Below are 21831 nucleotides of genomic sequence, written 5' to 3'. Positions count from 1 at the left end.
TTCAGTTTTTTCTTAGTATATTTACGACAGCAACCGTTTCATTATTTTCTTTATAAACACGCGGGATTCTTCTGTCTAACATACATGTAACTTCATAGTTAATTGTACCTAACATATCCGCTACTTCTTCTACCGCAATTTCTTCTTCACCTTGTTTACCGTAGAATACTACTTCGTCCCCAACTTGTACTGGCATTGCTTTTGAAACGTCTAACATGAGCTGATCCATACAAACACGGCCAATAACAGGTAATCGAACTCCATTTATTAATGCATGCCCTTTATTAGATAACTGACGATTATAGCCATCAGCATAACCAATCGGTACAGTTGCAATCCATTCTTCACCAGTCGTTACATACGTATTCCCATAACTTACACCGCGATTCTTCTTCGCATGTTTAATATGAGCTACTTTTGATTTTAACGACAACGCAGGCTGTAAAGAAACGACTGCATGATCTACCTCTTTTGAAGGATACATTCCATATATTCCAATACCTACACGAACCATATTTTGAAATGTATTGCTAAGCTCCATTGAACCTGCACTATTTGAACTATGAATATATGGAATATGAATTCCTAATTCTTTTGCTGCATTGACAGCTTTCTCAAATAAACTTGTTTGCATATTCGTATATGATTTATCAATTTCATCTGCCGTAGAGTAATGTGTAAACATTCCTACTACCTCTACATACTCCATACGGTTTAATTCTTCTAAAAATGGTTTAACCTCTTCTTCTTGTAAACCGATACGACTCATTCCTGTATCAATTTTCACCTGAATTTGCGCTTTCTTTTGAAGACGGTTTGCGATTTCATTTATACCTTGTAAATCTTCACTTCTATAAACAGTCATCATAACGTCATATTGAATTGCCTCTTCCGCCGCTGCTACTGATGTATAACCTAAAATTAAAATCGGCACGTTAATTCCTGCTTCTCTTAACTCTATCGCTTCATCTACAAATGCAACTGCAAGCTGATTTATTCCTACTTCAATAGCAGCTTTCGCAACTTCAACCGCCCCGTGGCCATACCCATTTGCTTTTACAGCAGCCATCATTGCAATATTTTCATCATTCACACGCTTTTTAAATTCTTTTACATTATGTTTTACTGCATTTAAGTCAATTTCAATAATTGTATCTCTTCCATATTTCAAACTCATTGGTCTAACTCCTAACTCAATAATTGCATTCCATTCTATTTCACGTTTCATATGACCTTTTACAATATAATACTTTTCAATATGCTAGTCAAACTACTAGAATTTTCGGAATTTTGAGTATGATATAATACTCTTAAGAAACTATTATATACGGAGAAGAGGAGAATTACAATGTTTGTACAATCTGCCTTGCATCAACTACAAGTTGCTGTTGATACTTCTATTCAAATGCTTAACCAATATAATGAAGATAGTTTAAAAATACAACCCATTCACGCAAAGCGATCTGTATTTGAAATGTGTGCACATCTTTCTCTTATTTGCCATGCAGATTTACTCATTTTAAATGGTATTACAGAAAAACAACTACATACTTTCTATAAAGAACAAACACCCGAAACAATTACGCAAATGCAACAAACGATGATACAGGGCTACGATTTACTTTCTAAAACTTTTTTATCCTATTCCCAAGAAGAATTAGCAGAAGTTATGACTGCCTATTGGGGTGTTTCTTATTCTCGGTTTGAATGGTTACTTGAAATTCTCTCACATTTTTATCATCATCGTGGGCAAGTTCATATTTTATTGTGCGAGCATATGAAAGATCCTCGCATTCCTTTATTTGAGTGATTTTCCACTCATTCATTATCCAATTTACATATCATCAAATACACGTTCATTATTAATAAATAGAGAAGCAATAAATCCAATAAAAAGTAACATTCCTAATAAAATAAACGTTTGAGTATAACTTCCTATTTTCATAAGATAAATAGAAATGAGGGGTCCTATACTAGTACCTAAAAATAAAACAAAGGTATAGATAGAAACTGCTATTCCCCTTGCTTTCCCTCCTAATTGGCCGACAAGAGCAACTAAAGACGGAACGGATATAGCAATACCAATTACAAAACAAACACTCATTATGACTAGAAGAGGCAGATACGAAACAAAGCCCATTGCACTTAGACTAAAAATAGCGACCAGCAATCCACCTTGAAGAACTTTCCTTACTTCGAACCTCTTCGTTAAACGACCCGCAATTGGTGATAGAATCATACCAAATAACCCCGCTAAGCGAAAATAAAGGATTTGTTCTGTAGTTAAATTGTAAGTAGAAGAGCTCAAATAATTTCCTAAAACAGTGTACATATTAACAAAAGCCATCAATAAAACAAACGCAATCATATAACTCAATACTAAGCTTTTATGTGTAAAGACTTTGCCCATCTGTTTAAACGGTCCCAAAATATCAGTATAGGATTGAGATATCTCCCCTTTCGGAAGTGAAAAATGAACCCATACAGCAGTAATCATGTAGAGAACGCTAAGAAGAAAGAACACCATATGCCATCCAAAATGTTGACTAACAACCGTACTTATTACCTGACCTACAATTCCAGCTACTAAAAAACCGGTACTAACAAATCCTATTGTTGTAACCTTTTTTTCTACTGGAAATATTTCTACAACGTAAGCTAACGCTACCGGAGAAAATGTAGATGCTGCAATACCCTGTAAGCCCCTAAAAATAACAAGCCACAATATACTATCCACAAACCCTAAGGAAAACGAAATAATCGACAGAGCAAGTAATCCAATGAAGATCACTTTTTTTCGCCCATATTTATCAGAGATTGCCCCAAATAACAAGCAACCTATAGCAAAGCCAACAGAAAATATACTGCCTGTAGCTGCAGATTGCGCTAGTGAAACATTAAAAAGGTCTGAAAATAGTGCAATTAAAGGGATTGTTACATATAAGCTAGACATAACTACCATACCCGACCAACATAATACAACGGTCATTATTGTGTAATTCTTTTCACTATTTATTTTCTTTCCTATTGCCATCATAATATCACTCCCTTATTACGATTTTTTCTATTTAAAACCTCTAAAGTACGCTTACTTATTTTAATTACATCGTAAAAAGTATGATTGCCTTTAAAGTTAGCTAAACATATAATAAGGTATACTAATTATATTCCCAAATAAATAAGTTGACCCTTATAATCAACTTATTTACCTACCTTCACCTAATTTCACCTGCATATTTACTTGCATTTTATTTAATAGCTTCTCTAAAACTTGACGCTCTTCTTGATTAAAGTCATCAACTAACGAAGCGCAAGATAACCAAAAGGTTGGTAAAGAGTGCGTAACTAGCTCTTTTCCTTTCGGAGTAATTTTCACTTTTAGTCTTCTTCGATCTTCAGAATGATGGAATCTTACGATTAACTCTCGTTTCTCCATCCAATCTAATAAGCCAGTGACAGAAGCACGTGTTATCCCTAATCGACTCGCAATATCAGAAGGACTCATATTCACTTCTTCCCCATTTGATTCCATTTCACGCAAAATAAACAACAGTAAAAAATCTAATTTACTTTCCGATATACCAAGCGGAGCTAAATCTACATCAACAGCATCAAGAACATTATCAGACGTCCATAACATTAACAAACCAAGTTTTGCTGCGATTGGATCCGTATCCGCTGATGCTGTCTTTTTTATTAACTCTGTATACGGCCCAATCCCTAAAGGAAGAGAATCATTTTTTGAACCCATTTATCTTCACTCTCCTTTCCCTTAAATTAATTAGCTTACCTAACTACTTTTTCATTATACTCACATTTTTACTTTTATTGCAAGAATATTGTTAAACAAAAAATCCTGTCATGAAAACAGGATTTTTCAAACTGACTAGCTATTATTTTTCAATAATACGAAACTCCTTTAAGGCAAAGGAAATACCACCTTCACTCGCCTTCTTTGTAACGAAATCAGCTTTTGTTTTTAGTACTTCTCCGCCATTCCCCATCGCAATTCCTAATCCTACATATTGCAACATCTCAATATCGTTTCCACCATCACCAAAAGCAATTGCTTCTGATTTACAAATGTTTAAGTGATCCAATACTTTTTGAATTGCGGTGAGCTTCGATACTTTATTATCTTCCAATACATTTATGACATAACCATGAAAACGGTCGAATGTAAGCATTGGGTATTTTTCAATAAATTTTTGAGATTCTATTTCATCCGCATACAGACATAAACAATAGATCTCTTCAGACAAATCCTTGCTTTTTTCAGGGTACTCCCCTAAATTTAACGTCTCGCTAAGCGCTTGCATTACACGCTCATTATCTGAGGCTATTCCGTTCATTGTAAAACCCTCAGTAAAATAAGAAACGCCGTGACCATTTAATTCTGCAAACTCTGAGATATCATGAACGATTTCACTGGAAAGTACTGATTTATGTATAACTGTTTCCTCACACTTAATATGTGCACCATTTGCAGAAATAAATGTATGTATGCCTAGTTCCTTAAATTGCGAACATAAGCCATATGGTCTCCCTGTTGTAACAACTACGTGAATTCCTTTATCTATTAATCTTTGTATTGCTTCTTTTGTACTTTCGTGCATACTTCTATCAATCTCACTTAAAAGCGTACCGTCAACATCAAAAAACACTACTTTGTACATAGGTCTTTATATCCCGTCCAAATGATTCGTATCATTAATAAAATGCACCGTTTTTTGTTCACCATCAATTTCAATTAAGCTTATTCCCGTATCTCCCATTTTAAAATAATAATCCATTGAAATTGGCATTTTGAAAAACGTACGTAATAGACTATTTATTACACCACCGTGTGCAACGATTGCAATTCGGTCATATGTATTCTCTGTCACGATTTTAGAAAAGATTCCTTCTATTCTCATTCTAAATTCAATAAATGATTCCCCATTTTCAAAACGGTCATGAAGAAACTTTGGCTCTGGATATTTCTTTGCTTCTTCAAAAGATAAGCCTGCTTGCACTCCGTTATTAAACTCCATTAATTCCTCTTCTAGTTGAATTGGGCATCCAATTCCTTCAGCTAACGTTTCACCAGTTTCACGAGCACGCTTTAATGTACTTGCCCAAATGAAATCTGGTGGAAAATCTGCTTTCACTTTCTTTACAAGCCTTTGCACTTGCTGTCTTCCGATACGATAAACTTAACTAAATCTATACAATTCAATCAAATTTACACGAGTTAGTGCTTCATCGTGTTCTCGCAACCCCGAAGAGACGAGGGGTATAACACTCCACACGAGGCAGTATCGTTACCTCCTATTATCAAGCATTTATTTTACCCATCTTGATAAATTTATCGAAGCATTTAAATCTCTATCGTGGTGGCTATTGCACCCAACACAACACCACTCACGTATTTTTAAACTCCACTGTCCTTCTGGTTGAACTGAATGGTCGTATTTTACTCCGCAACATGAACAAATCTTGCTTGAGGCGAACCATTTATCAGCTTTTACATACTCAATGCCATACTTCTCGCACTTGTATGACAAACATTGAAAGAAGAAGTTTAATTTTTGAAATGAAAATGCTTTCGATAGTTTTTTGTTTTTTAACAGGTTTGAGATAGGTAAGTCTTCCACAACAATCCTCATTGGTTTGGTTTTCACCAATTTTGCTGTTGCTTGATGGATATGGTTATTTCGGATATTCGTAATTTTCCTAGATAACCGCAGGTGCTCAGCTTTCGCTTTTTCATATCCGGCAGATTGAATTTTTACACCTTTTTTAAATCTCCTAGACATATCTCTTTGTGCTAACTTTTTCCTTTTCAAAAGTTTTTTAACCTTAGCATCTTTATTTATATTTCGTTCTTTCGTACCATTAGAAGCTACACACAGCTCTTTTAAACCAACATCCACACCAATCGACTCATCGGTTAGTTCTTGTAATTCAAAGTCTTCTTGGAATCCTACACTAATCCACCAGTGACGACCATCAAAGGTAACTCTTGGATTGGATGGTTTTTTGTTTCTTGGTAGTTGTTGGCTTGTTTTCACTTTTCCAATAGACTGAATATGAACTACTTTCTTTCCTATAACCAGTCTTTCATAATTGGCATAAAATCCTTGGATTAAATCTTTTTTAGATTTATAAGAAGTGTGAGAACCATTTTTGTACTTTTTGAACGAATTTTTTCTCGCCGTATCAAAATCTTTTGAAGCCTGTTTAGGAACTTGTGCATTGATGTCTTTTAACCACTCATATCTCTTTCGCTTCTTGATCCTTGTAAATCGTTTCTGTAAAGCTAACTGTGAAACAGATTTTCCAAATAGCTTATAATATCTATCACTCATTCTTTTACAATAGTTATAAGCGAATCTTGCAGCACCAGCATGGTTTCTAAGCACTTTTTCTTGTTCAGGCGTTGGAATTAGTCTGACTTTCTTCGCCAATATCATCAGAATTTAACTCCTTTAATGAAAGATTTGTTCTTCTGAATAGTAGCGTGTTCCACCAGCATTCTCCTTAGACTACTCGGATGCAAACCTGTTAATTCTGATACTTGACTAACTCGTGAAAATTTCATTATTATTCTCACCTCATTGAACCTAACATAGCGCGTATGTTCGGTGTTTTCAATAAAGTTTGATAGATTCAATAAAATTTATCTTGTTCAACTAAGGGCGCAATTCCTTAGCCAGTTCTCTTATGAACTTCTCATGTTTTCACATGAGCGCAGACTATATGTTTATCTACTTAAAGATAGAGGATTTTTCCATCACCATAGGCTTGTGATGTACTCTCGTCAGTTATACGAGATAGTCGTTGAACGTTCATCTTATCCATTTTGACTTAGATGATTCGAGGCGGAAGACCCATTGTTCTAGTGTTTAGGATTTAACCTTGCACGATCTGATTGATTTTTTCTGCTTTCGCGACATTCACGCTCGCTATTTCTAGCCACGTTGTAGTTCAATCAGCTTTAGGGATTGCCCGCAGTTAACCCTCACTACTAGCCAATCACTTGACTAGCAGGGCTTACTGATATATTTAATTAACTTTCGTTATAATTGGTTAAATAAATCGTAACAGTTAGTTACCCTTTTCTGTTAATTCAAAGTCAGCTCGTCCTTCATGTACATGTAAAATATCTGCTTCGGATTCACCGTGACGTATTAATAATATTTGCACTTGTTTCCCACTCCCTTGTTTAATATCCACAAAATCCCATTATATCATATTTTAAATTTTCTTTAACAAAAATATATTACTTTGACAGTTTTTTAACCGTCTAGTAAACGTGTTATTCCACTTAACAATTCCAAACACTCTAAACTTATAATTCTTTGAAAAGTGACAAACAAAAAAGCCCTATCCATAATGGCAAAGGACTAATATTTTTTATCCTACTCAAAAATAAAAAGAGAAATGGCATCCCATTTCTCTTTTTCACTCTTATTGTTCTTTTGGTGTATCGGAAGAAGGCAATTTCTTCGCTTGTTTTTCTTTAAAGATTTCTCCAATTGCCCCGAGAGTACCAAGTGTTTCAATTGCATTAGACGGAATAAAGACTTTATTTGCTGGACCTTTTGCAACCTCAATCAATGATTCAAATGATTTATAGGCAAGTACGCGTTCATCTAAATCTGCTGCACGAAGTAATTCAATTCGATTTTGTTCTGCTTTTGCAATTTCCTCAATCGCTCTTGCTTCCCCTTGCGCTTCTAGTTCTTTTGCTTCCTTTATACCTTCAGCTTCTCGAATACGTGCTTCTTTATCCCCTTCAGCCATTAAGATTTTACTTTGCTTTTCACCTTCAGCACGAAGGACTTTATCTTGTTTTGCAGCTTCAGCTTCTAAAATGATCGCACGTTTATTACGTTCTGCTTTCATTTGTTTTTCCATCGATGCTTGCACATCTTTTGGCGGATTAATATCAACAACTTCAACACGCTCAATGCGAACGCCCCATTTTTCTGTTGCTTCATCAAGTGCTAAGCGAATTTCTGTTGAAATTTTTTCACGACCAGATAACGTTTCATCCAGTTCCATTTTACCAATGATTTGACGCATCGTTGCAGAAGTAATATTACGAACACCATATTCATAATTCGAAATACCATATGTCGCAAGTTCTGGTTCCACAATTTGATAGAAAATGATTGTATCAATTTCTACTTGTACATTATCTTTCGTAATTACCTTCTGTGGTGGTACATTCGTTTGTTGAATACGTAAGTCATGATATACACGAACACGGTCTACAATTGGTATTAATAAATTTAATCCCGGCTCCATAATACGCTGAAACTTACCAAATCTTTCAACAACTCCAACTTTTTGCTGTGGAATAATTTTAATTGTTAATGCAATAAATGTAACAACAATTAGTGCGAAAATAATCGTTAATGTTAATGCTACTGCCATATTTATTCACTCTCCTTCTTTACTTGTAATATAGTACTATGCCTCTTTATAACAATAACTTTTTCTCCAGCATCAATTGGATCATCTGCAATAGCTGTCCAAATATCTCCATCCACCTTCACAATACCATTCGCTTCTTTTGTAATCGCTTGCATAACAATGCCTTTTTTACCGACAAGCATATCTACTGTATCAGTAAAACCTTTTGCTTCTCGAAAGTTTTTTGAAATTCTTTTCGTAAAGAAAGTCAATGTTAAACTTACAATCGCACCAGCAACAACTTGTAACAGTAGTGCTTCAGGAGCAAACAAGGCAATTAGACCTCCGACAACAGCTCCAATTCCAAGCCAAAGCATGTAAAACGTAATCGACAACATTTCCGCAATAAATAAAATACCAGCTATTACAAACCAAATTACCCAAGCAGCCATATGCAACCCTCACTTTCTTTCTCATTTTCTATATGTATATGAAGAAAAGAATGGTTTATCCGCCCTTTCTTATACCGGGGCATTTACTACAAGCTATTGTACATATTCACTGTTATAAAAAGCATCAATAAAATACTATATTAATATATTCTTCATTATATATGAAAATCCCTTTCAAAAAGCGACAAAAAAATGAAATTCTTTCGAAAATTTAATTTTCAATTTATAATTATTTTAACTACTAAAATATTATTTTTTAGGAAAGTGGTGTGCTTGTTGCAAAGTCGTTCATTAACTTACTATTTAGGCTCTAAAATATGCATTACTCTCGCTGACATCGTATACATCATGATTATTACAACTCATATGTATATCACAACGAAATCAGCTACATTAACCGCTCTTTTTCCATTAGCACAAGTCATAACTAATCTTATAGCAAATACATCTGCACCACTTATAATGAATCGTTTTTCATCTTATTCATTACTTTTCACACTACAATGGACAAAAACTGTTCTATTATTTTTATTAATGATATTATTCCCGGCCCTTTCCTCAAACGTTGTAACACTATTCATTTTCATTTTTTTCATTTCTTTATGTAGCGGCTGGAGCGCACCGTTATTATACGGTATCCTTCCTCGCCTTACACGAAAAGAACAATTAGTAAAAGTAAATAGTATTTTTTCCTTTTCCACACAAATTGCGCAAGCCGCTGCTTATTCATTTACAAGTGTTATAGTTCTTCTTATCGATGCTACTTCTACACTCATGATGAATAACATTTTGATGATTTTTGGGTGTGTTGCACTACACCTTTCATTACGTTCCATACATACTGAACGAGTAATAGAGCCTTCTTCTTCAAAAGGCGCTGCTTTATTGGAAGGTTGGAGACTCTTATTTCAAAACCCGTCTCTCCGTATCGTTACATGTATGGACTTAATTGAAACTTTCGCAGGGACAATCTGGATCGGTGCTATTACAATGGCTTATGTAACGACTGTTCTTCATAAAGGAGAAGAATGGTGGGGATATATTAATACAAGTTATTATGTAGGGACGTTAATTGGCGGGATATTAGCATGGAAAATGAGTACATACATTCAAAACAATTTAATACGCTCCATGGCGATAGGCTCTCTTATGTTTAGTATTCTTACATTTTTATATGGTATGACAAGTAGCGGGTTTATTGCGCTTTTTCTATGCGTTCTAATGGGGCCATGTTATCAAATTAGAGATATTTCTCAAACGACAGTACTACAATCTAGTGTAGCCCCTACTTTATTATCAAAAATGTATACAGCTCATGGTGCAATCCTCTCGACAGCTTCTGGTCTTTCTATGCTTAGCGTTGGAATTATTACCGACCTGTTCGGTGTTCGTACTATTTATATTCTCGCTTCTTTCCTTATATTGTGCTCTGCTTGTTTATCATTTAACTTATTAAAATATGATAAAACAGAGAAAAAAGATATTTCACTTTAATGAACAAAATAAATAGGACAGGAATTCCTGTCCTATTTATTTTATTCATGATAAGTTAGGGATTTTCCGATGCTTTGTCGCTTGTTCAAAAGCGTATGCTAGTTTAATCAAGGTCCCCTCAGAAAAAGCATTGCTTGCAAGAGTAATTCCAAACGGTCTCCCATTATCCATATATCCCGCAGGTATTGCTATAGACGGATAACCTGCTTTCGCACATATAGTGGAGCCTATATAAGAAGGGAACAGAATCGCATCCAGATTATATTTTTCCAGTGCAAAATCAATGCCTTGTTCTTGAGAAAAATATATATCTTCTAATCTTGCATTTAAATATTCTGGATTTCTTAACGTATTAGGAACATCTTTTCTTCTCTCCAACTTAGTTTGTCCATATTTCAAAGCTCTTTCTGCTATATTTTCATTAAACTCCATTAACTCTGAAATAGAATGCACTGGAATAGTAGAAGGTAATTTTGAAAGATAGTTATCTAAACTATGCTTTAATTCATAGAGCGATACACCCCAGCTCCATTCTCTATGAAAAGACGGAATATTAATATCCTCTACTACTGTCGCACCCCCACTACGCAACACTTCAATCGTTTCCTTAAACAATTTTTCATCATACTCACCAGTTTCATAATAACCTTTAGGTGCATTGCTAAATACACCAATCTTTGCGCCATGTAAGCCATTAACATCAAGATATTTTGTATAATCCTGCTCTGCCATACCTTCACTTTTATGAGTAGCTACATCCTTCTCATCTACCCCAGTTAAACTCCCTAGCAAAATAGAAGCATCTGTTACCGTTCTAGCAAATGGTCCCGCTGTATCCTGTGAATAAGTAAGCGGAATAATTCCCCTACGACTAATTAGACCAACAGTCGGTTTAATACCGACTACAGAGTTTTGAACAGCTGGACTCAATATAGAACCATCTGTTTCCGTTCCAACAGATACTACTGTAAAATTAGCAGCAACTGCTATCGCAGATCCTGTACTTGAGCCTCCAACAAACATATCATCCTCACCTGTACCGTAAGGGTTTATTGTTTGTCCACCTCTTGCACTATATCCAGCCCACATGTCAAAAGACATTCCATTTGCTAATTCTGTCATATTTGTTTTTCCTATTATCACTGCTCCTGCTTCTCGTAGTTTCGTAACAAGAAATGCATCTTCACTACTAATATTTTGTTCCAAGGCAATCGTACCTGCACTGGTATGCATAGAGTCATTCGTTTCAATATTGTCCTTAAGTAAAACAGGTATACCATGTAATGGTCCCCGTCCACCTTTTGTCTTTCTTTCATAATCTAACGCTTCTGCAATAAAGATAGCGTCTGGATTGATTTCTAAAATAGAATTGATTTTTGGTCCTTCTTGATCATATTTCGCGATTCTATGAAGATAATACATAACTAATTCTTTTGAAGTTAATTGCCCAGCTTTCATCGCTACTTGTATATCATGAATTGTTAATTCTTTTTGTAATCGTGCATTGAACTGAATCTCCATCTTCATTCTCCTTCTTTAAAAGCTTTTATTGATAACGTGTATCTATTACTTTTTCATTTTCTCCGCTCCTCGCATATACAACTACAATCCCTTTCAAAGAATTCAACTTACCAATGTAAAAACCTTTTATTTCCTGAAAAATAAAAAGAGTCTGAAACGATTGGATTTCCGCTTCAGACTCTTTTATTACTTTACATATACCTCATCTAACAAATGTAAAAACTCACCTTGTTTCCCAGCTAATGCAGGGCATTTTGCAATATTAATCCATTCGTAGCAAAATGCTAATCCTTGATCTTCCTCACCGGCACTTACAATATGTTCCCAATCATTTTTTACATCTGTTAGTAACGTTACGTGGAAAAAATGCCGCTTTTGATATTCCTTTTTCTCTTTCACAAGTATGATGTAATCGGCTAGGAATCTTTCTATGCATAAATGACGTAATCCAGACTCTTCTTGTACTTCACGTAAAATTGCTGCTTCTAACGTTTCCCCTTCGTCAACTGTTCCCCCTGGTACTTGTATACCAGCTTCAGGTATATCACGATGTTTAAAAACAAGCAGTTGCATTACTCCTTCTTTTTCTCTTGTCACATATGCGTGTACTTTTTTCTTATATAGCACCGTCATAATCCTTCTCTCCCCTCAATTGTTCACTGCGTTACTTCTTCAAGTGTCAGTTGATTTTCATATAAATATGTAGCTTGTGGGTTCCCCACATACCTTACGTGCCATGGTTCATATCGATAGCCCGTAAGCGATTCTTTCTCTTTTGAATATCGAATTACAAAGCCAAATTTATGGGCATTTTCAGACAGCCACTGCCCTTCTTTCGTTTCACCAAAAATTGTCTCTAACTGAAACTTAGCAGCTTGAGATGTAATATCCATAGCAAGCCCTGTTTGATGTTCACTCGTACCAGGAACCGCGCTAGACATCGCTGTTTTTGCTTCTCCATCTTGCTTTTTATACATCGTATTTAATGCTTTTTGTCGATCAAAAGATCTAAATCCAGAGACTGCAAACAAGAAAATGCGCTCCTGATCAGCTTGCTGAAACATTTCCTCTAACGCACTCGCTGCCTCTTTTCTCATTTTTTTCTTTTCTTGATCACCTTCACTAGAATAGCGCACTTTCGGAATAACTAAATCTGGCGGTCTATATCCATCTGGTAAGCGTCTACTTTTATTCACAAGTACAAGCATCGAATTCGGATTACTAATTACCGCAATATCACCATCCATATTCGCAATCGTTTCTTTCGCTTTCGGAAATATGTTATTCACATTTACCTCTCGAGCCTGCTTATCCTTATACATTTTATAATTGATTCCTGCTACTCCAACAATGAGTATCATCGCTACGATACCAAGTAGTGTCCATCTTTTTTTCATATAACGACCTCTTATTTTAATAATTTGGCCATTTCATACTCATCGATGTTCTCTCCATCGATAATAAGAGCAGCTCTTTTGACACCTTCTTTCTCAAATCCAGCTTTTTTATATAGTGCCTGAGCTCTTGTATTGTGGGCCATTACCGTTAATTCTAAACGCCATACATCATGTAATCTTGCCCACTTCTCAGCATCTTTAAACAATCTCGTCCCAATACCTCGCCCGCTATACTCTTGCAAAATACCAATTACAATACTTGCTACATGTCTCTTTCTTTGAATATGATTTCCATTCACTAAAATAAACCCTACTACACGTTCTTCTTCAACTGCTACGAATATTGTTGCATATTCATTTTCTATAAAGCGATGAATCATTTGTTCTTGTTGCTCGACTGTAAATTTTCTTTCTCCTGGTTCATATAACATAAATTTCGTTTCTTCATCTAGTTGCTTACTTAATTGCAAAAATGGTGCTGCATCTTCTATTTTGATCTCCCTAATCACTTCTATCACCCTACCAGTTTTATAATAAAAAGTTTTCCTTGTAAAAAGATTTTCTCTAATTTTCCGAAAATCCCTTTGTAAATCTCCCAGTATTATTTGACAAATTTCGATATTACCATAACAACGGCAAATTTTGTCTATTCTGTGACACCTCATCATTACAAAGAAAAAACGCAAGATTTACACTCACGTTTTTTCAGACTCTCCCACTAATTTATGTTTCATTTTATCCATTCACCTTTTCTGCCTGCCAGAAATATTCACCAAACGCTTTAGCAAGTACATCAATTGATCGATTTAGTTCTTCCTCTGTATTATCTACGCCACCAACTTCAATTAATATCGCTTGCCCTGATAAGTCTTGATTGTAGACACCATTTCCTGTTTGGAATCCTTTTTGAATGACACCACGACTCATTCCTGGATATTTCTTATTAATTTCCTCATGAAGAGCTGTTGCTAATTTTAAGTTCTTTTCATAATTTTTATTGCCTTTCCCTATTACGAAAGCAAGCTTTGCATATGATTTATCTCCAATTGCTTTTGTCGTGACATTTTTCCGAGCACTATCACGATGCAAGTCAAAGAAGTACTGCAGTTCTTTATTGCCTGTCATTGCTTCTTGTACAATTTCCCGTGACACTTTGTAAGAACTATTACTATTTAACCCTTTACTAATCAACTTTTGGCCGACATCAGTCTTGTCATTAGTAGCTCCTATCCCTTCACTTTCTAATTGTTCACGAAATCGATCGCCGACTATTGAAATATTCGTAACGGAACTTGTTGCTTTATTCGGATTTGGATCGTTTGCTAAATTTAGTAACGGCAAATAAGATTCCCAACTATGCGAATGATAAATAAGCGCAACTTGTCTTTTTCCTGTCGTTTGAGCCGGTTGCTTTTTCTCTTTGTTTGTATCCGGTTTTTGAGCCTGTCCACCTTCACCAGTCCGTTCTTTTACCACTTCTTCAAGCGGAACGCTCGACTCTATCGGTAAGTTAGAATAATTTGTCCCTTCACCCGCAATAACAATTTCTGTATCGTACTTTCCAAAACCAGGTAACTCTTTGCCGACAAAACTGCGTACATCGTTAAAACGAATATTCGTAGCCATAGAAAAGAGAAACGAAGAAATTGAAAAATCTTGATTTAAATTTCGATACTCCTGTGTAAAATAATGATTCTCTTTCCCAAGAACGTACATGTAACCATTCATCGATAACTCATTTAACCAATTATATAAATACGTTGACTTTGTCTCTTTCATAGAGGTTACCATCATACTAATAAGAAAAAAAGTCGCTAGTACTGTAGTAATAATAAATAAAACTAACTTACGTACACTTGTGAACTTCACATAAAAAAAGCCTCGATTCATACTATCACCCTCTCTATTTCAAGTTATGTACAAGCTCTAGAGAATAGACCGTCTAAATTCCGGCTATATTGTTAATGAGGTGAAATGAATTGAAGCTACTAATAGGAACATTACCCATTGTACTATCATTTATTTTTTATTGGCTTACTAAGCATCCTACAATCCGTGTTGCGTTACATATTTCAGCTTATGTAGCACTTTATGTACTCGGTACAATTATTTCTATTAATATATATGACGTTTTAATACAAGATTTAGTTTTTATGACAAGCATTCATGGAATTTTACTAAACCCATTTTTTCTTATATCAGGAGCGTATATAGGAATATACTCCTTGCACTTAATCTTGTCTTACATTATTACGAAAATAAAAAATGGAGCGTAATGAAATGCAACCACCATTCATCTGTCATACATGCAAAAAAAGAATTGCGCGAAAGAAAGATCTTATTACTGCCACATCGTACTTCCGCTTTTATTTATTTCACAGTGATTGCTTTAAACGACAGCAAGTATTCATCTCACGATTTATCCCCGTAAATACGCTTTTTAATTTCTTTCTTATTATATATGGACTTATTTTTGGCAGCATGCTTATGATTACAGAACCATCTATTATTTGGGTGGTTTTCTTATTTCCCATTTTATATCGTTTTCTTTCCTATTATTATGTTGAACGTTTTTTCTCTACATAACGTGCAGACTGTCCTCTAGGAATACTTAAACATTCCCACTCGTTTTCTTTTAACATTTTACCAATGTAAATAATTTGTCCTATATGCAAAGCATAATGAGAAATTTGTCTTTCAATTGCTTGCATGACCGTATGTGCTTCACCACGAATATATACCGTCTGTAATAAATCTTCTGGCGTTAGCACATGCATCGTTTTCAAAACATATTCCCATCCGCCATTCCATGCTGCTAGAACCTCTTCCTTAGAATGATAACCACCTTCAAATTCAGCATCTCGGTTACGATCTATTTTTTCACCATCAGATGTTAAAAAATCCGTCCATCTAGAACGCATATTACCTTGCAGATGCTTTATAATAACCGATATACTATTTGTTGCTTCATGAGAAGACCATTCGATCTGTTCATATGATAATTGAGAAAGCACCCGTTCCCCTTGTTTCTTTGTTGCTTCAAAATTCGATATGGCACATTGTAAATATTCTCGTCGAATATCCATGTTACCCCCGCCTTTACACTAACTAATTTTTGTTCCATTTGGTAATTCCATATTAGGCTGAAGTAATACGACATCACCAGCTTCAGGTACTCCGCCTAAAACAAGTACTTCTGATTTAAATCCAGCCACGCGCTTCGGTGGAAAGTTTACAATCGCAACGATTTGCTGACCAATTAAATCTTCTGGATTATATCTCTTCGTAATTTGAGCACTTGACTGCTTAATTCCAAGCTCTCCAAAATCAATTTCAAGTTTAATTGCCGGAACTCTCGCTTCTTTAAATTCCTCTGCATGTGTTACAGTTCCAATTCGTAAATCCAAAGCTAAAAAATCTTCAAAATTAGCCATTTTATCATTCCTCCCAATTATTACTTAGACAAAACACAAAAATTCCCTTTTAAAAAAAGAAAGGCGCCTAAGCACCTTTCTTTTGTAATTCACTTGATTCATTTGATTTATAGAAGAAGAAACCGAGAATCCCGCCAATACATGATGGGATTAACCATCCTATTCCTTCTTTATATAATGGTAGCATTTGTAATACGTTAGAAATCGCGTCAATTTGAATGTTCGCACTTTCTAAACCGTTAAAGAAACTAATTAACAATGCACCTAAAATAGCTCCAATATAAATGGTATTACGCTTCCCTATCCATTTATGGAAGTAAGAAAGTACGATTAATACGATTGCAACTGGATAAATGATCATTAACACTGGTAAAGTGACTGCAATTAATTGTGTTAAACCTAGGTTAGATACAATTAAACTAAACACACATACCATCGTAACAATCATTTTATGCGAAAGTTTTGGGAATATGTTTGTAAAGAAGCCAGCACAAGCTGATGTTAATCCAACAGAAGTTGTTAAACAAGCAAGTATAATAACAAGTCCTAATAAAATTTTACCACTTGTTCCATATAACTCATTTACAACATTCGTTAAAATAAGTCCACCATTCTCGGAAACACCAAGTGATGTACTTGTTGAACCAAGATAAGCAAGTGATAAATAGATTAACGTTAAACCAAGTACAGCAATAATACCTGATACTACTGTTATTTTTGCAACTTCACTACTCTCTTGTATCCCTTTAGAGCGGATAACTTGTACAACGACAATTCCAAATACAAGCGCACTAATTGCATCCATCGTTAAATATCCTTGTATAAATCCACCAAAGAAAGCATTTTCTTGATATGCCGCTAGCGGCGCAGCTGGTTCTCCAATTGGATCAATAATTGCCTTTCCGACAATAACAGCAACAATCAATACTAACAATGGTGTAAGGAATTTTCCGAACCAATCCACTAATTTAGATGGATTTAATGATAAATACCACGTTATTCCGAAGAAAACTATTGTGAATAGAAACAGCATATACCACTCTGAAACCATTGCCTCTGATAAAAACGGCTTCATACCCATTTCAAATGAAACGGCTCCCGTACGCGGAATCGCGAAAAATGGTCCAATCGCTAAATAACTAATCAATGGGAAAATAAACGCAAATATAGGGTGAACTCTAGAAGATAGCGCTTTCAAGTCCCCCTCTACAAACGCGACAGCTGTTACAGCTAATAGGGGTAATCCGACTCCCGTCACTAGGAATCCAATTGTAGCAATCCAAACATTCTCTCCAGCTTGTTGCCCTAAAACTGGCGGAAAAATTAAATTTCCTGCTCCTAAAAATAGTGCAAATAACATTAAACCAATTGCTATCGTATCACCTGGCCTTAAACGTCCCTTCATACTTTTCATTTGCATAGCACTTTTTCATTGTTTATCTTTATTTTCACAATATGCTATGCATCCTCCTCTCTGCTCAAGATGATAAAATATGCCCCTTACAAAGCAGTGTCTTTCTCCATAATTTCTCCATTCCCCTTATTCTTACTCTAACTATTAATTTTTGATTTTTTTGAATTTTTAACTCATTAGAGTGGTATTGCGTGGAGTATAGTTGTCAGACCTCTTTGTTTTTATCACACATATAGTAACATATTTAGTTGAAAAATAAAAACATATTTTCAAATTGATTTTTTTGAAAATCAAAATTATCTACATTTTTCATTCTTTCACACAAATATTGTTACAATCTCAACTTTTATCCTATCGTTATTTCCAAATAATTTTATACACGAACATAGCAAAAGCCATCCAACATTATTAGATGGCTTTTGTATGTTATTCTATTGTTTCAACTTCACGTGGATTTTTCATCTCTTCCACATACACAACTCTAAATCCATGGTCTTCTAAATCTTTCAATAACGTATCTAATTCACCGTCGTTAAATTCTTCTCCTAATGTAAACATAATTCTACGAACTAATAAGGCATCATTATCAAAAGTCATTAAACTTTGGATACCTGTATATTTTTTTAATACTGTCGATAATTTTTGAATGGCTCCATTATAATCTTGTGTCCCAATCATGACAGAATATTTACTAGAATGAACGCCCCAAGCATCTTCTAATAACTCGAAAACCTTTTTATGCGTTAAAATTCCAAGAAAGACTCCATTTTCATCAACTACTGATAAATAAGGTAATTTTTTTATTGTAAAAAATACTTTAAAGAACGAAGAATCTTCTCTAACATAACCTTCTTTATCGTTTAATAATTGTACTACACTCTCTTCCAGCGAACCTTTATATTCTAAAATATCTACTTTGTATACATTTCCTAAATATTTCTCTTTTTTTTCATCTAAAACTGGTACACAACGATACCCAGTTTTATTTAAATGCTCCAGTGCTTCCCCTATCGTAATTGAACTTGAGCAAAATAAAACTTCCCTTTTCGGCACATAATTCCCTTTAATCCTCATAAACAGCCTCCTTATGTTAAAATACTTTCTGTGCCATAACTATATTATATTTTCAGAAAAAAATAAATAATTTATTTCACTTTTCTGAAAATTATTCATTTTCTTGTCATAATTTATTCACGTTTCATTCACTTTTATCCCCTACAATACGAAACATTCTCTCTAAACTTCTTTAAGAAAATATATTGTAACTTACGCCAAAAAAAGCTAAAATAAGAATAAGAATTTTCTGAATATTATAAGAGTAGGTGATTACATGTCTTTATTGCGCTCACATATATGTAAATTTATAGTTGGTGTTCTCATTATATTTATCATTAGTCCTATTCCTGCATTATTCATTACACATAAATACTCATACATAACTGGCTTTATAAGCATTTTTCATAACTTCGCACAACTTTCTTCTATGACAATTCCAAAGATTGATTGGATGCACGAATCTATCTTTTTCTCAGCAAATCAAATGGTTCATACTTCTAATCATTCAACACCGTTATTCCCTTACATATGGGAAATATATTTTTTATCGGCTGTTCGTTTTACCTTTACTCTTGCAATCGGATTCTTTATCAGCTTAGGGATCGGCCATTTATTTTTTAAAGCACCTCAATCGGTTAAGAAGTTCACTTCTTTATTAAAATGGATACCTTACTCTTTTTGTACTGTATTATTACAATGCTCAGTCTTATTACTACTCCTATACATCACAAAATTGATAAAGCTTCCTTACTACTCATCTTTTATCATCGTTTGTAGTACTTCCATGATTATCGTTATGCAAGCAATTAAAAAGTGGGTTCCTTTCTTAAGTAACACAAATGAATATGAAATAAAACAATCTTCTTTCCTTGTAGATACATTGTTTTTAGCGCTTACTTCGAATCACAAATCTATTCTAGGTTCCATTATTCTTTCATTCGTTATTATGGAATGCGTTTTTCATGCAAGCGGACTATTGCAATTTATCGTTCAATCCGGCGGAAATGCACCTGTTATTGTTACAATTAGCTTATTACTTTTGTATATCCCATATTGCATACTCTCTTTCCTTCAAACACTATGGACGACAAATCACGTTAAACAACAATCATACGCTTTAACGAGAAGTATTCCAAAACCTTAATTTGAAATAACCCTCTATAATCTGAAAGTAGGGGGTTATTCCTTTTGTATAGCGGACAAAATAACAGCAAATTCAAAAACAATTGCAGAAACATACCAATATTTACCCTTTTTCTTTGACTATTCTTTTCGTTTGGATTTATTATAAAAGTATAACATAAACGCAGGAGGTGACATCTTTATTCCAAACTACGGAATAGGGAACACACTTGGACATATTAAATATTTTTCTCATCTTTGTACTCATCCTTATTTCCGGCTTTTTCGTTGCATCAGAATTCGCTGTTGTAAAAGTACGAAAAAGTCGAATTGACCAACTTGCAAACGAAGGCAATAAACAAGCTTTAGCTGCAAGAAGTGTCCTATCTAATTTAGATGTTTATTTATCAGCTTGTCAGCTCGGGATTACGATTACTTCTTTAGGCCTCGGTTGGCTCGGTGAACCGACTGTGGAACATTTACTACGACCGCTCTTTGAAAAGATTAATATTACTGGAACAATGGCGAATACTTTATCCTTTATTATAGCTTTTAGTGTTATTACATTTTTCCATGTTGTATTAGGTGAACTAGTTCCAAAGTCTTTCGCCATTCAAAAAGCAGAAGCAATAACACTTAAATTTGCACGACCACTTATTTTATTTGATAAAATTATGTATCCATTCATTTGGCTACTTAATAGTACGGCAATCTTTTTCACAAAACTACTCGGTTTAGAGCCTGCGAAAGAAAATGAACTTGCCCATTCTGAAGAGGAACTACGACTCATTTTAGGTGAAAGTTTCAAAAGCGGAGAAATAAACCAAACCGAATATAAATATGTAAATAATATTTTTGAATTTGACGACCGGGTCGCGAAAGAAATTATGGTCCCTCGTACAGAAATGATTTGCTTATCTACTGAAAATACGTTAGAAGAGAATATGGATATCGTCGCAACTGAAAAGTATACACGCTATCCGATCATCGAAAAAGATAAAGATGATATTATCGGTATGATCAATACGAAAGAAGTCTTTCACGATCAAACGAAAGGCATTCATAAACCACTTGAATCTTACATACATCCAGTACTAACTGTATTTGAAACTGTTCCAATTCGCAAAACATTAGTACATCTACAAAAGAATCGCGTTCAGATGGCAATCGTTATGGATGAATATGGTGGTACTGCTGGACTTTTAACAATGGAAGATATTCTTGAAGAAATTATTGGAGAAATTCAAGATGAGTTTGATGCGGATGAATCACCTATGATTGAAAAACGTACGCCGAAGCTTACTGTTTTAGATGGGAAGGTGCTCATTTCTGAAGTAAATGATATGTTTGGCCTGCATATTGATGATAGCGATTTAGATACAATCGGAGGCTGGCTCCTCTCTCAAGCAGTTGATTTAAATATTGAAGCTGGTTATTCCATTGAATTTGCCGGTTTTCAATTTAAAGCTCTAGAACTTGATGGACATCAAGTGAAAAAAATTGCGGTACATAAATTAGACACGAAGAAGGAGTTATAA

At 34.7% G+C, this 21831-nt stretch carries 22 protein-coding genes and 2 pseudogenes; 6 read left to right on the top strand and 18 right to left on the bottom strand.

The window, feature by feature from the left end; all coding sequences use genetic code 11:
* Position 1 precedes the first annotated feature (1 nt).
* The gene (alr, locus tag ILS93_RS18460) at positions 2–1177 is read right to left on the bottom strand and encodes an alanine racemase (protein ID WP_222661176.1); all 1176 of its coding nucleotides are present in this window, start codon (positions 1175–1177) and stop codon (positions 2–4) included.
* Between the two features lie 171 nt (positions 1178–1348).
* Between alr and ILS93_RS18455 the strand changes: the two genes are divergently transcribed.
* Entirely contained in the window at positions 1349–1810 is a 462-nt protein-coding gene (locus ILS93_RS18455; protein ID WP_064474001.1) for a DinB family protein, read from the top strand.
* Between the two features lie 24 nt (positions 1811–1834).
* Here the strand turns inward: ILS93_RS18455 and ILS93_RS18450 are convergent, their stop codons facing one another.
* The 8 genes and pseudogenes from ILS93_RS18450 to ILS93_RS18415 all read right to left on the bottom strand — a co-directional run bounded on the left by ILS93_RS18450 (position 1835) and on the right by ILS93_RS18415 (position 8855).
* On the bottom strand, positions 1835–3034 hold the full coding sequence (locus ILS93_RS18450; protein ID WP_064474006.1) for an MFS transporter: 1200 nt from the start codon (positions 3032–3034) through the stop codon (positions 1835–1837).
* A 171-nt stretch (positions 3035–3205) separates the two neighbouring features.
* Positions 3206–3751 carry a MarR family winged helix-turn-helix transcriptional regulator gene (locus tag ILS93_RS18445; RefSeq protein ID WP_064474002.1) on the bottom strand — a complete coding sequence of 182 codons (546 nt, stop codon included), beginning with the start codon at positions 3749–3751 and terminating at the stop codon, positions 3206–3208.
* Positions 3752–3893: 142 nt separating this feature from the next.
* A complete protein-coding gene (locus tag ILS93_RS18440; RefSeq protein WP_064474003.1) occupies positions 3894–4676 on the bottom strand; it encodes a Cof-type HAD-IIB family hydrolase in 783 nt (260 codons plus the stop codon).
* A 6-nt stretch (positions 4677–4682) separates the two neighbouring features.
* Positions 4683–5183 (bottom strand): annotated as a pseudogene (locus ILS93_RS18435) (histidine phosphatase family protein); the annotation flags it as partial.
* A 141-nt stretch (positions 5184–5324) separates the two neighbouring features.
* Entirely contained in the window at positions 5325–6455 is a 1131-nt protein-coding gene (locus ILS93_RS18430; RefSeq protein ID WP_103654984.1) for an RNA-guided endonuclease InsQ/TnpB family protein, read from the bottom strand.
* A gap of 640 nt (positions 6456–7095) precedes the next feature.
* Positions 7096–7218, bottom strand: a pseudogene (locus ILS93_RS18425) (histidine phosphatase family protein); the annotation flags it as partial.
* 234 nt (positions 7219–7452) lie between these two features.
* Positions 7453–8424, bottom strand: a complete 972-nt coding sequence (locus ILS93_RS18420) for an SPFH domain-containing protein (RefSeq protein ID WP_000257391.1) — start codon at positions 8422–8424, stop codon at positions 7453–7455.
* Between the two features lie 2 nt (positions 8425–8426).
* Positions 8427–8855 (bottom strand): NfeD family protein, encoded by a 429-nt coding sequence (locus ILS93_RS18415; protein WP_064474166.1) that lies wholly within the window; start codon positions 8853–8855, stop codon positions 8427–8429.
* A gap of 276 nt (positions 8856–9131) precedes the next feature.
* Here ILS93_RS18415 and ILS93_RS18410 point away from each other — a divergent pair, with 276 nt between their 5' ends.
* The gene (locus ILS93_RS18410) at positions 9132–10349 is read left to right on the top strand and encodes an MFS transporter (protein WP_064474167.1); all 1218 of its coding nucleotides are present in this window, start codon (positions 9132–9134) and stop codon (positions 10347–10349) included.
* A gap of 45 nt (positions 10350–10394) precedes the next feature.
* Here the strand turns inward: ILS93_RS18410 and ILS93_RS18405 are convergent, their stop codons facing one another.
* The 5 genes from ILS93_RS18405 to spoIIP form a co-directional block, all read right to left on the bottom strand.
* A complete protein-coding gene (locus ILS93_RS18405) occupies positions 10395–11870 on the bottom strand; it encodes an amidase family protein (protein ID WP_064474168.1) in 1476 nt (491 codons plus the stop codon).
* A gap of 186 nt (positions 11871–12056) precedes the next feature.
* A complete protein-coding gene (locus ILS93_RS18400) occupies positions 12057–12503 on the bottom strand; it encodes an NUDIX hydrolase (protein WP_098102952.1) in 447 nt (148 codons plus the stop codon).
* A 23-nt stretch (positions 12504–12526) separates the two neighbouring features.
* Entirely contained in the window at positions 12527–13267 is a 741-nt protein-coding gene (locus ILS93_RS18395; RefSeq protein ID WP_064474170.1) for a M15 family metallopeptidase, read from the bottom strand.
* Positions 13268–13278: 11 nt separating this feature from the next.
* Positions 13279–13776 (bottom strand): GNAT family N-acetyltransferase, encoded by a 498-nt coding sequence (locus tag ILS93_RS18390; protein WP_142315068.1) that lies wholly within the window; start codon positions 13774–13776, stop codon positions 13279–13281.
* A 226-nt stretch (positions 13777–14002) separates the two neighbouring features.
* Entirely contained in the window at positions 14003–15157 is a 1155-nt protein-coding gene (spoIIP, locus tag ILS93_RS18385; protein WP_098102950.1) for a stage II sporulation protein SpoIIP, read from the bottom strand.
* Between the two features lie 89 nt (positions 15158–15246).
* Here spoIIP and ILS93_RS18380 point away from each other — a divergent pair, with 89 nt between their 5' ends.
* Together ILS93_RS18380 and ILS93_RS18375 are read left to right on the top strand one after the other, a co-directional pair.
* Positions 15247–15543, top strand: coding sequence for a hypothetical protein (locus tag ILS93_RS18380; RefSeq protein WP_064474173.1), 297 nt, complete (start codon positions 15247–15249; stop codon positions 15541–15543).
* Between the two features lie 4 nt (positions 15544–15547).
* Complete coding sequence (locus tag ILS93_RS18375; protein ID WP_141669099.1) at positions 15548–15853, top strand: permease; 306 nt, start codon at positions 15548–15550, stop codon at positions 15851–15853.
* Here ILS93_RS18375 and ILS93_RS18370 read toward each other — a convergent pair.
* From ILS93_RS18370 to cbpA, 4 genes are all read right to left on the bottom strand, one after another.
* The gene (locus tag ILS93_RS18370) at positions 15826–16353 is read right to left on the bottom strand and encodes a DUF1572 domain-containing protein (protein ID WP_064474174.1); all 528 of its coding nucleotides are present in this window, start codon (positions 16351–16353) and stop codon (positions 15826–15828) included. The two genes, ILS93_RS18375 and ILS93_RS18370, sit on opposite strands and share 28 nt — an antisense overlap.
* 18 nt (positions 16354–16371) lie before the next feature.
* On the bottom strand, positions 16372–16701 hold the full coding sequence (gene csaA / locus ILS93_RS18365; RefSeq protein WP_064474175.1) for a chaperone CsaA: 330 nt from the start codon (positions 16699–16701) through the stop codon (positions 16372–16374).
* Between the two features lie 67 nt (positions 16702–16768).
* Positions 16769–18106 carry a branched-chain amino acid transport system II carrier protein BrnQ4 gene (brnQ4, locus tag ILS93_RS18360; RefSeq protein ID WP_396021591.1) on the bottom strand — a complete coding sequence of 446 codons (1338 nt, stop codon included), beginning with the start codon at positions 18104–18106 and terminating at the stop codon, positions 16769–16771.
* Between the two features lie 435 nt (positions 18107–18541).
* Positions 18542–19189 carry a cyclic di-AMP binding protein CbpA gene (gene cbpA / locus ILS93_RS18355; protein WP_064474177.1) on the bottom strand — a complete coding sequence of 216 codons (648 nt, stop codon included), beginning with the start codon at positions 19187–19189 and terminating at the stop codon, positions 18542–18544.
* Positions 19190–19445: 256 nt separating this feature from the next.
* Between cbpA and ILS93_RS18350 the strand changes: the two genes are divergently transcribed.
* Both ILS93_RS18350 and ILS93_RS18345 read left to right on the top strand, forming a co-directional pair.
* Positions 19446–20315 carry a hypothetical protein gene (locus tag ILS93_RS18350; RefSeq protein WP_098102948.1) on the top strand — a complete coding sequence of 290 codons (870 nt, stop codon included), beginning with the start codon at positions 19446–19448 and terminating at the stop codon, positions 20313–20315.
* A gap of 208 nt (positions 20316–20523) precedes the next feature.
* Entirely contained in the window at positions 20524–21831 is a 1308-nt protein-coding gene (locus ILS93_RS18345; RefSeq protein WP_046959212.1) for a hemolysin family protein, read from the top strand.

This window comes from Bacillus sp. 16GRE42 (genome assembly GCF_019837435.1).
GTDB classification, from domain to species: Bacteria; Bacillota; Bacilli; order Bacillales; family Bacillaceae_G; genus Bacillus_A; species Bacillus_A wiedmannii.
Note: the sequence above shows the minus strand (reverse complement) of the source record. Positions and strands in the feature narration are given on the sequence as shown.

Bases quoted from the DNA above. Each gene is read 5' to 3' on its own strand.
- alr (WP_222661176.1), bottom strand. From the start codon at position 1,177: ATGAGTTTGAAATATGGAAGAGATACAATTATTGAAATTGACTTAAAT.
- ILS93_RS18455 (WP_064474001.1), top strand. From the start codon at position 1,349: ATGTTTGTACAATCTGCCTTGCATCAACTACAAGTTGCTGTTGATACT.
- ILS93_RS18450 (WP_064474006.1), bottom strand. From the start codon at position 3,034: ATGGCAATAGGAAAGAAAATAAATAGTGAAAAGAATTACACAATAATG.
- ILS93_RS18445 (WP_064474002.1), bottom strand. From the start codon at position 3,751: ATGGGTTCAAAAAATGATTCTCTTCCTTTAGGGATTGGGCCGTATACA.
- ILS93_RS18440 (WP_064474003.1), bottom strand. From the start codon at position 4,676: ATGTACAAAGTAGTGTTTTTTGATGTTGACGGTACGCTTTTAAGTGAG.
- ILS93_RS18430 (WP_103654984.1), bottom strand. From the start codon at position 6,455: ATGATATTGGCGAAGAAAGTCAGACTAATTCCAACGCCTGAACAAGAA.
- ILS93_RS18420 (WP_000257391.1), bottom strand. From the start codon at position 8,424: ATGGCAGTAGCATTAACATTAACGATTATTTTCGCACTAATTGTTGTT.
- ILS93_RS18415 (WP_064474166.1), bottom strand. From the start codon at position 8,855: ATGGCTGCTTGGGTAATTTGGTTTGTAATAGCTGGTATTTTATTTATT.
- ILS93_RS18405 (WP_064474168.1), bottom strand. From the start codon at position 11,870: ATGGAGATTCAGTTCAATGCACGATTACAAAAAGAATTAACAATTCAT.
- ILS93_RS18400 (WP_098102952.1), bottom strand. From the start codon at position 12,503: ATGACGGTGCTATATAAGAAAAAAGTACACGCATATGTGACAAGAGAA.
- ILS93_RS18395 (WP_064474170.1), bottom strand. From the start codon at position 13,267: ATGAAAAAAAGATGGACACTACTTGGTATCGTAGCGATGATACTCATT.
- spoIIP (WP_098102950.1), bottom strand. From the start codon at position 15,157: ATGAATCGAGGCTTTTTTTATGTGAAGTTCACAAGTGTACGTAAGTTA.
- ILS93_RS18375 (WP_141669099.1), top strand. From the start codon at position 15,548: ATGCAACCACCATTCATCTGTCATACATGCAAAAAAAGAATTGCGCGA.
- ILS93_RS18370 (WP_064474174.1), bottom strand. From the start codon at position 16,353: ATGGATATTCGACGAGAATATTTACAATGTGCCATATCGAATTTTGAA.
- csaA (WP_064474175.1), bottom strand. From the start codon at position 16,701: ATGGCTAATTTTGAAGATTTTTTAGCTTTGGATTTACGAATTGGAACT.
- brnQ4 (WP_396021591.1), bottom strand. From the start codon at position 18,106: ATGAAGGGACGTTTAAGGCCAGGTGATACGATAGCAATTGGTTTAATG.
- cbpA (WP_064474177.1), bottom strand. From the start codon at position 19,189: ATGAGGATTAAAGGGAATTATGTGCCGAAAAGGGAAGTTTTATTTTGC.
- ILS93_RS18350 (WP_098102948.1), top strand. From the start codon at position 19,446: ATGTCTTTATTGCGCTCACATATATGTAAATTTATAGTTGGTGTTCTC.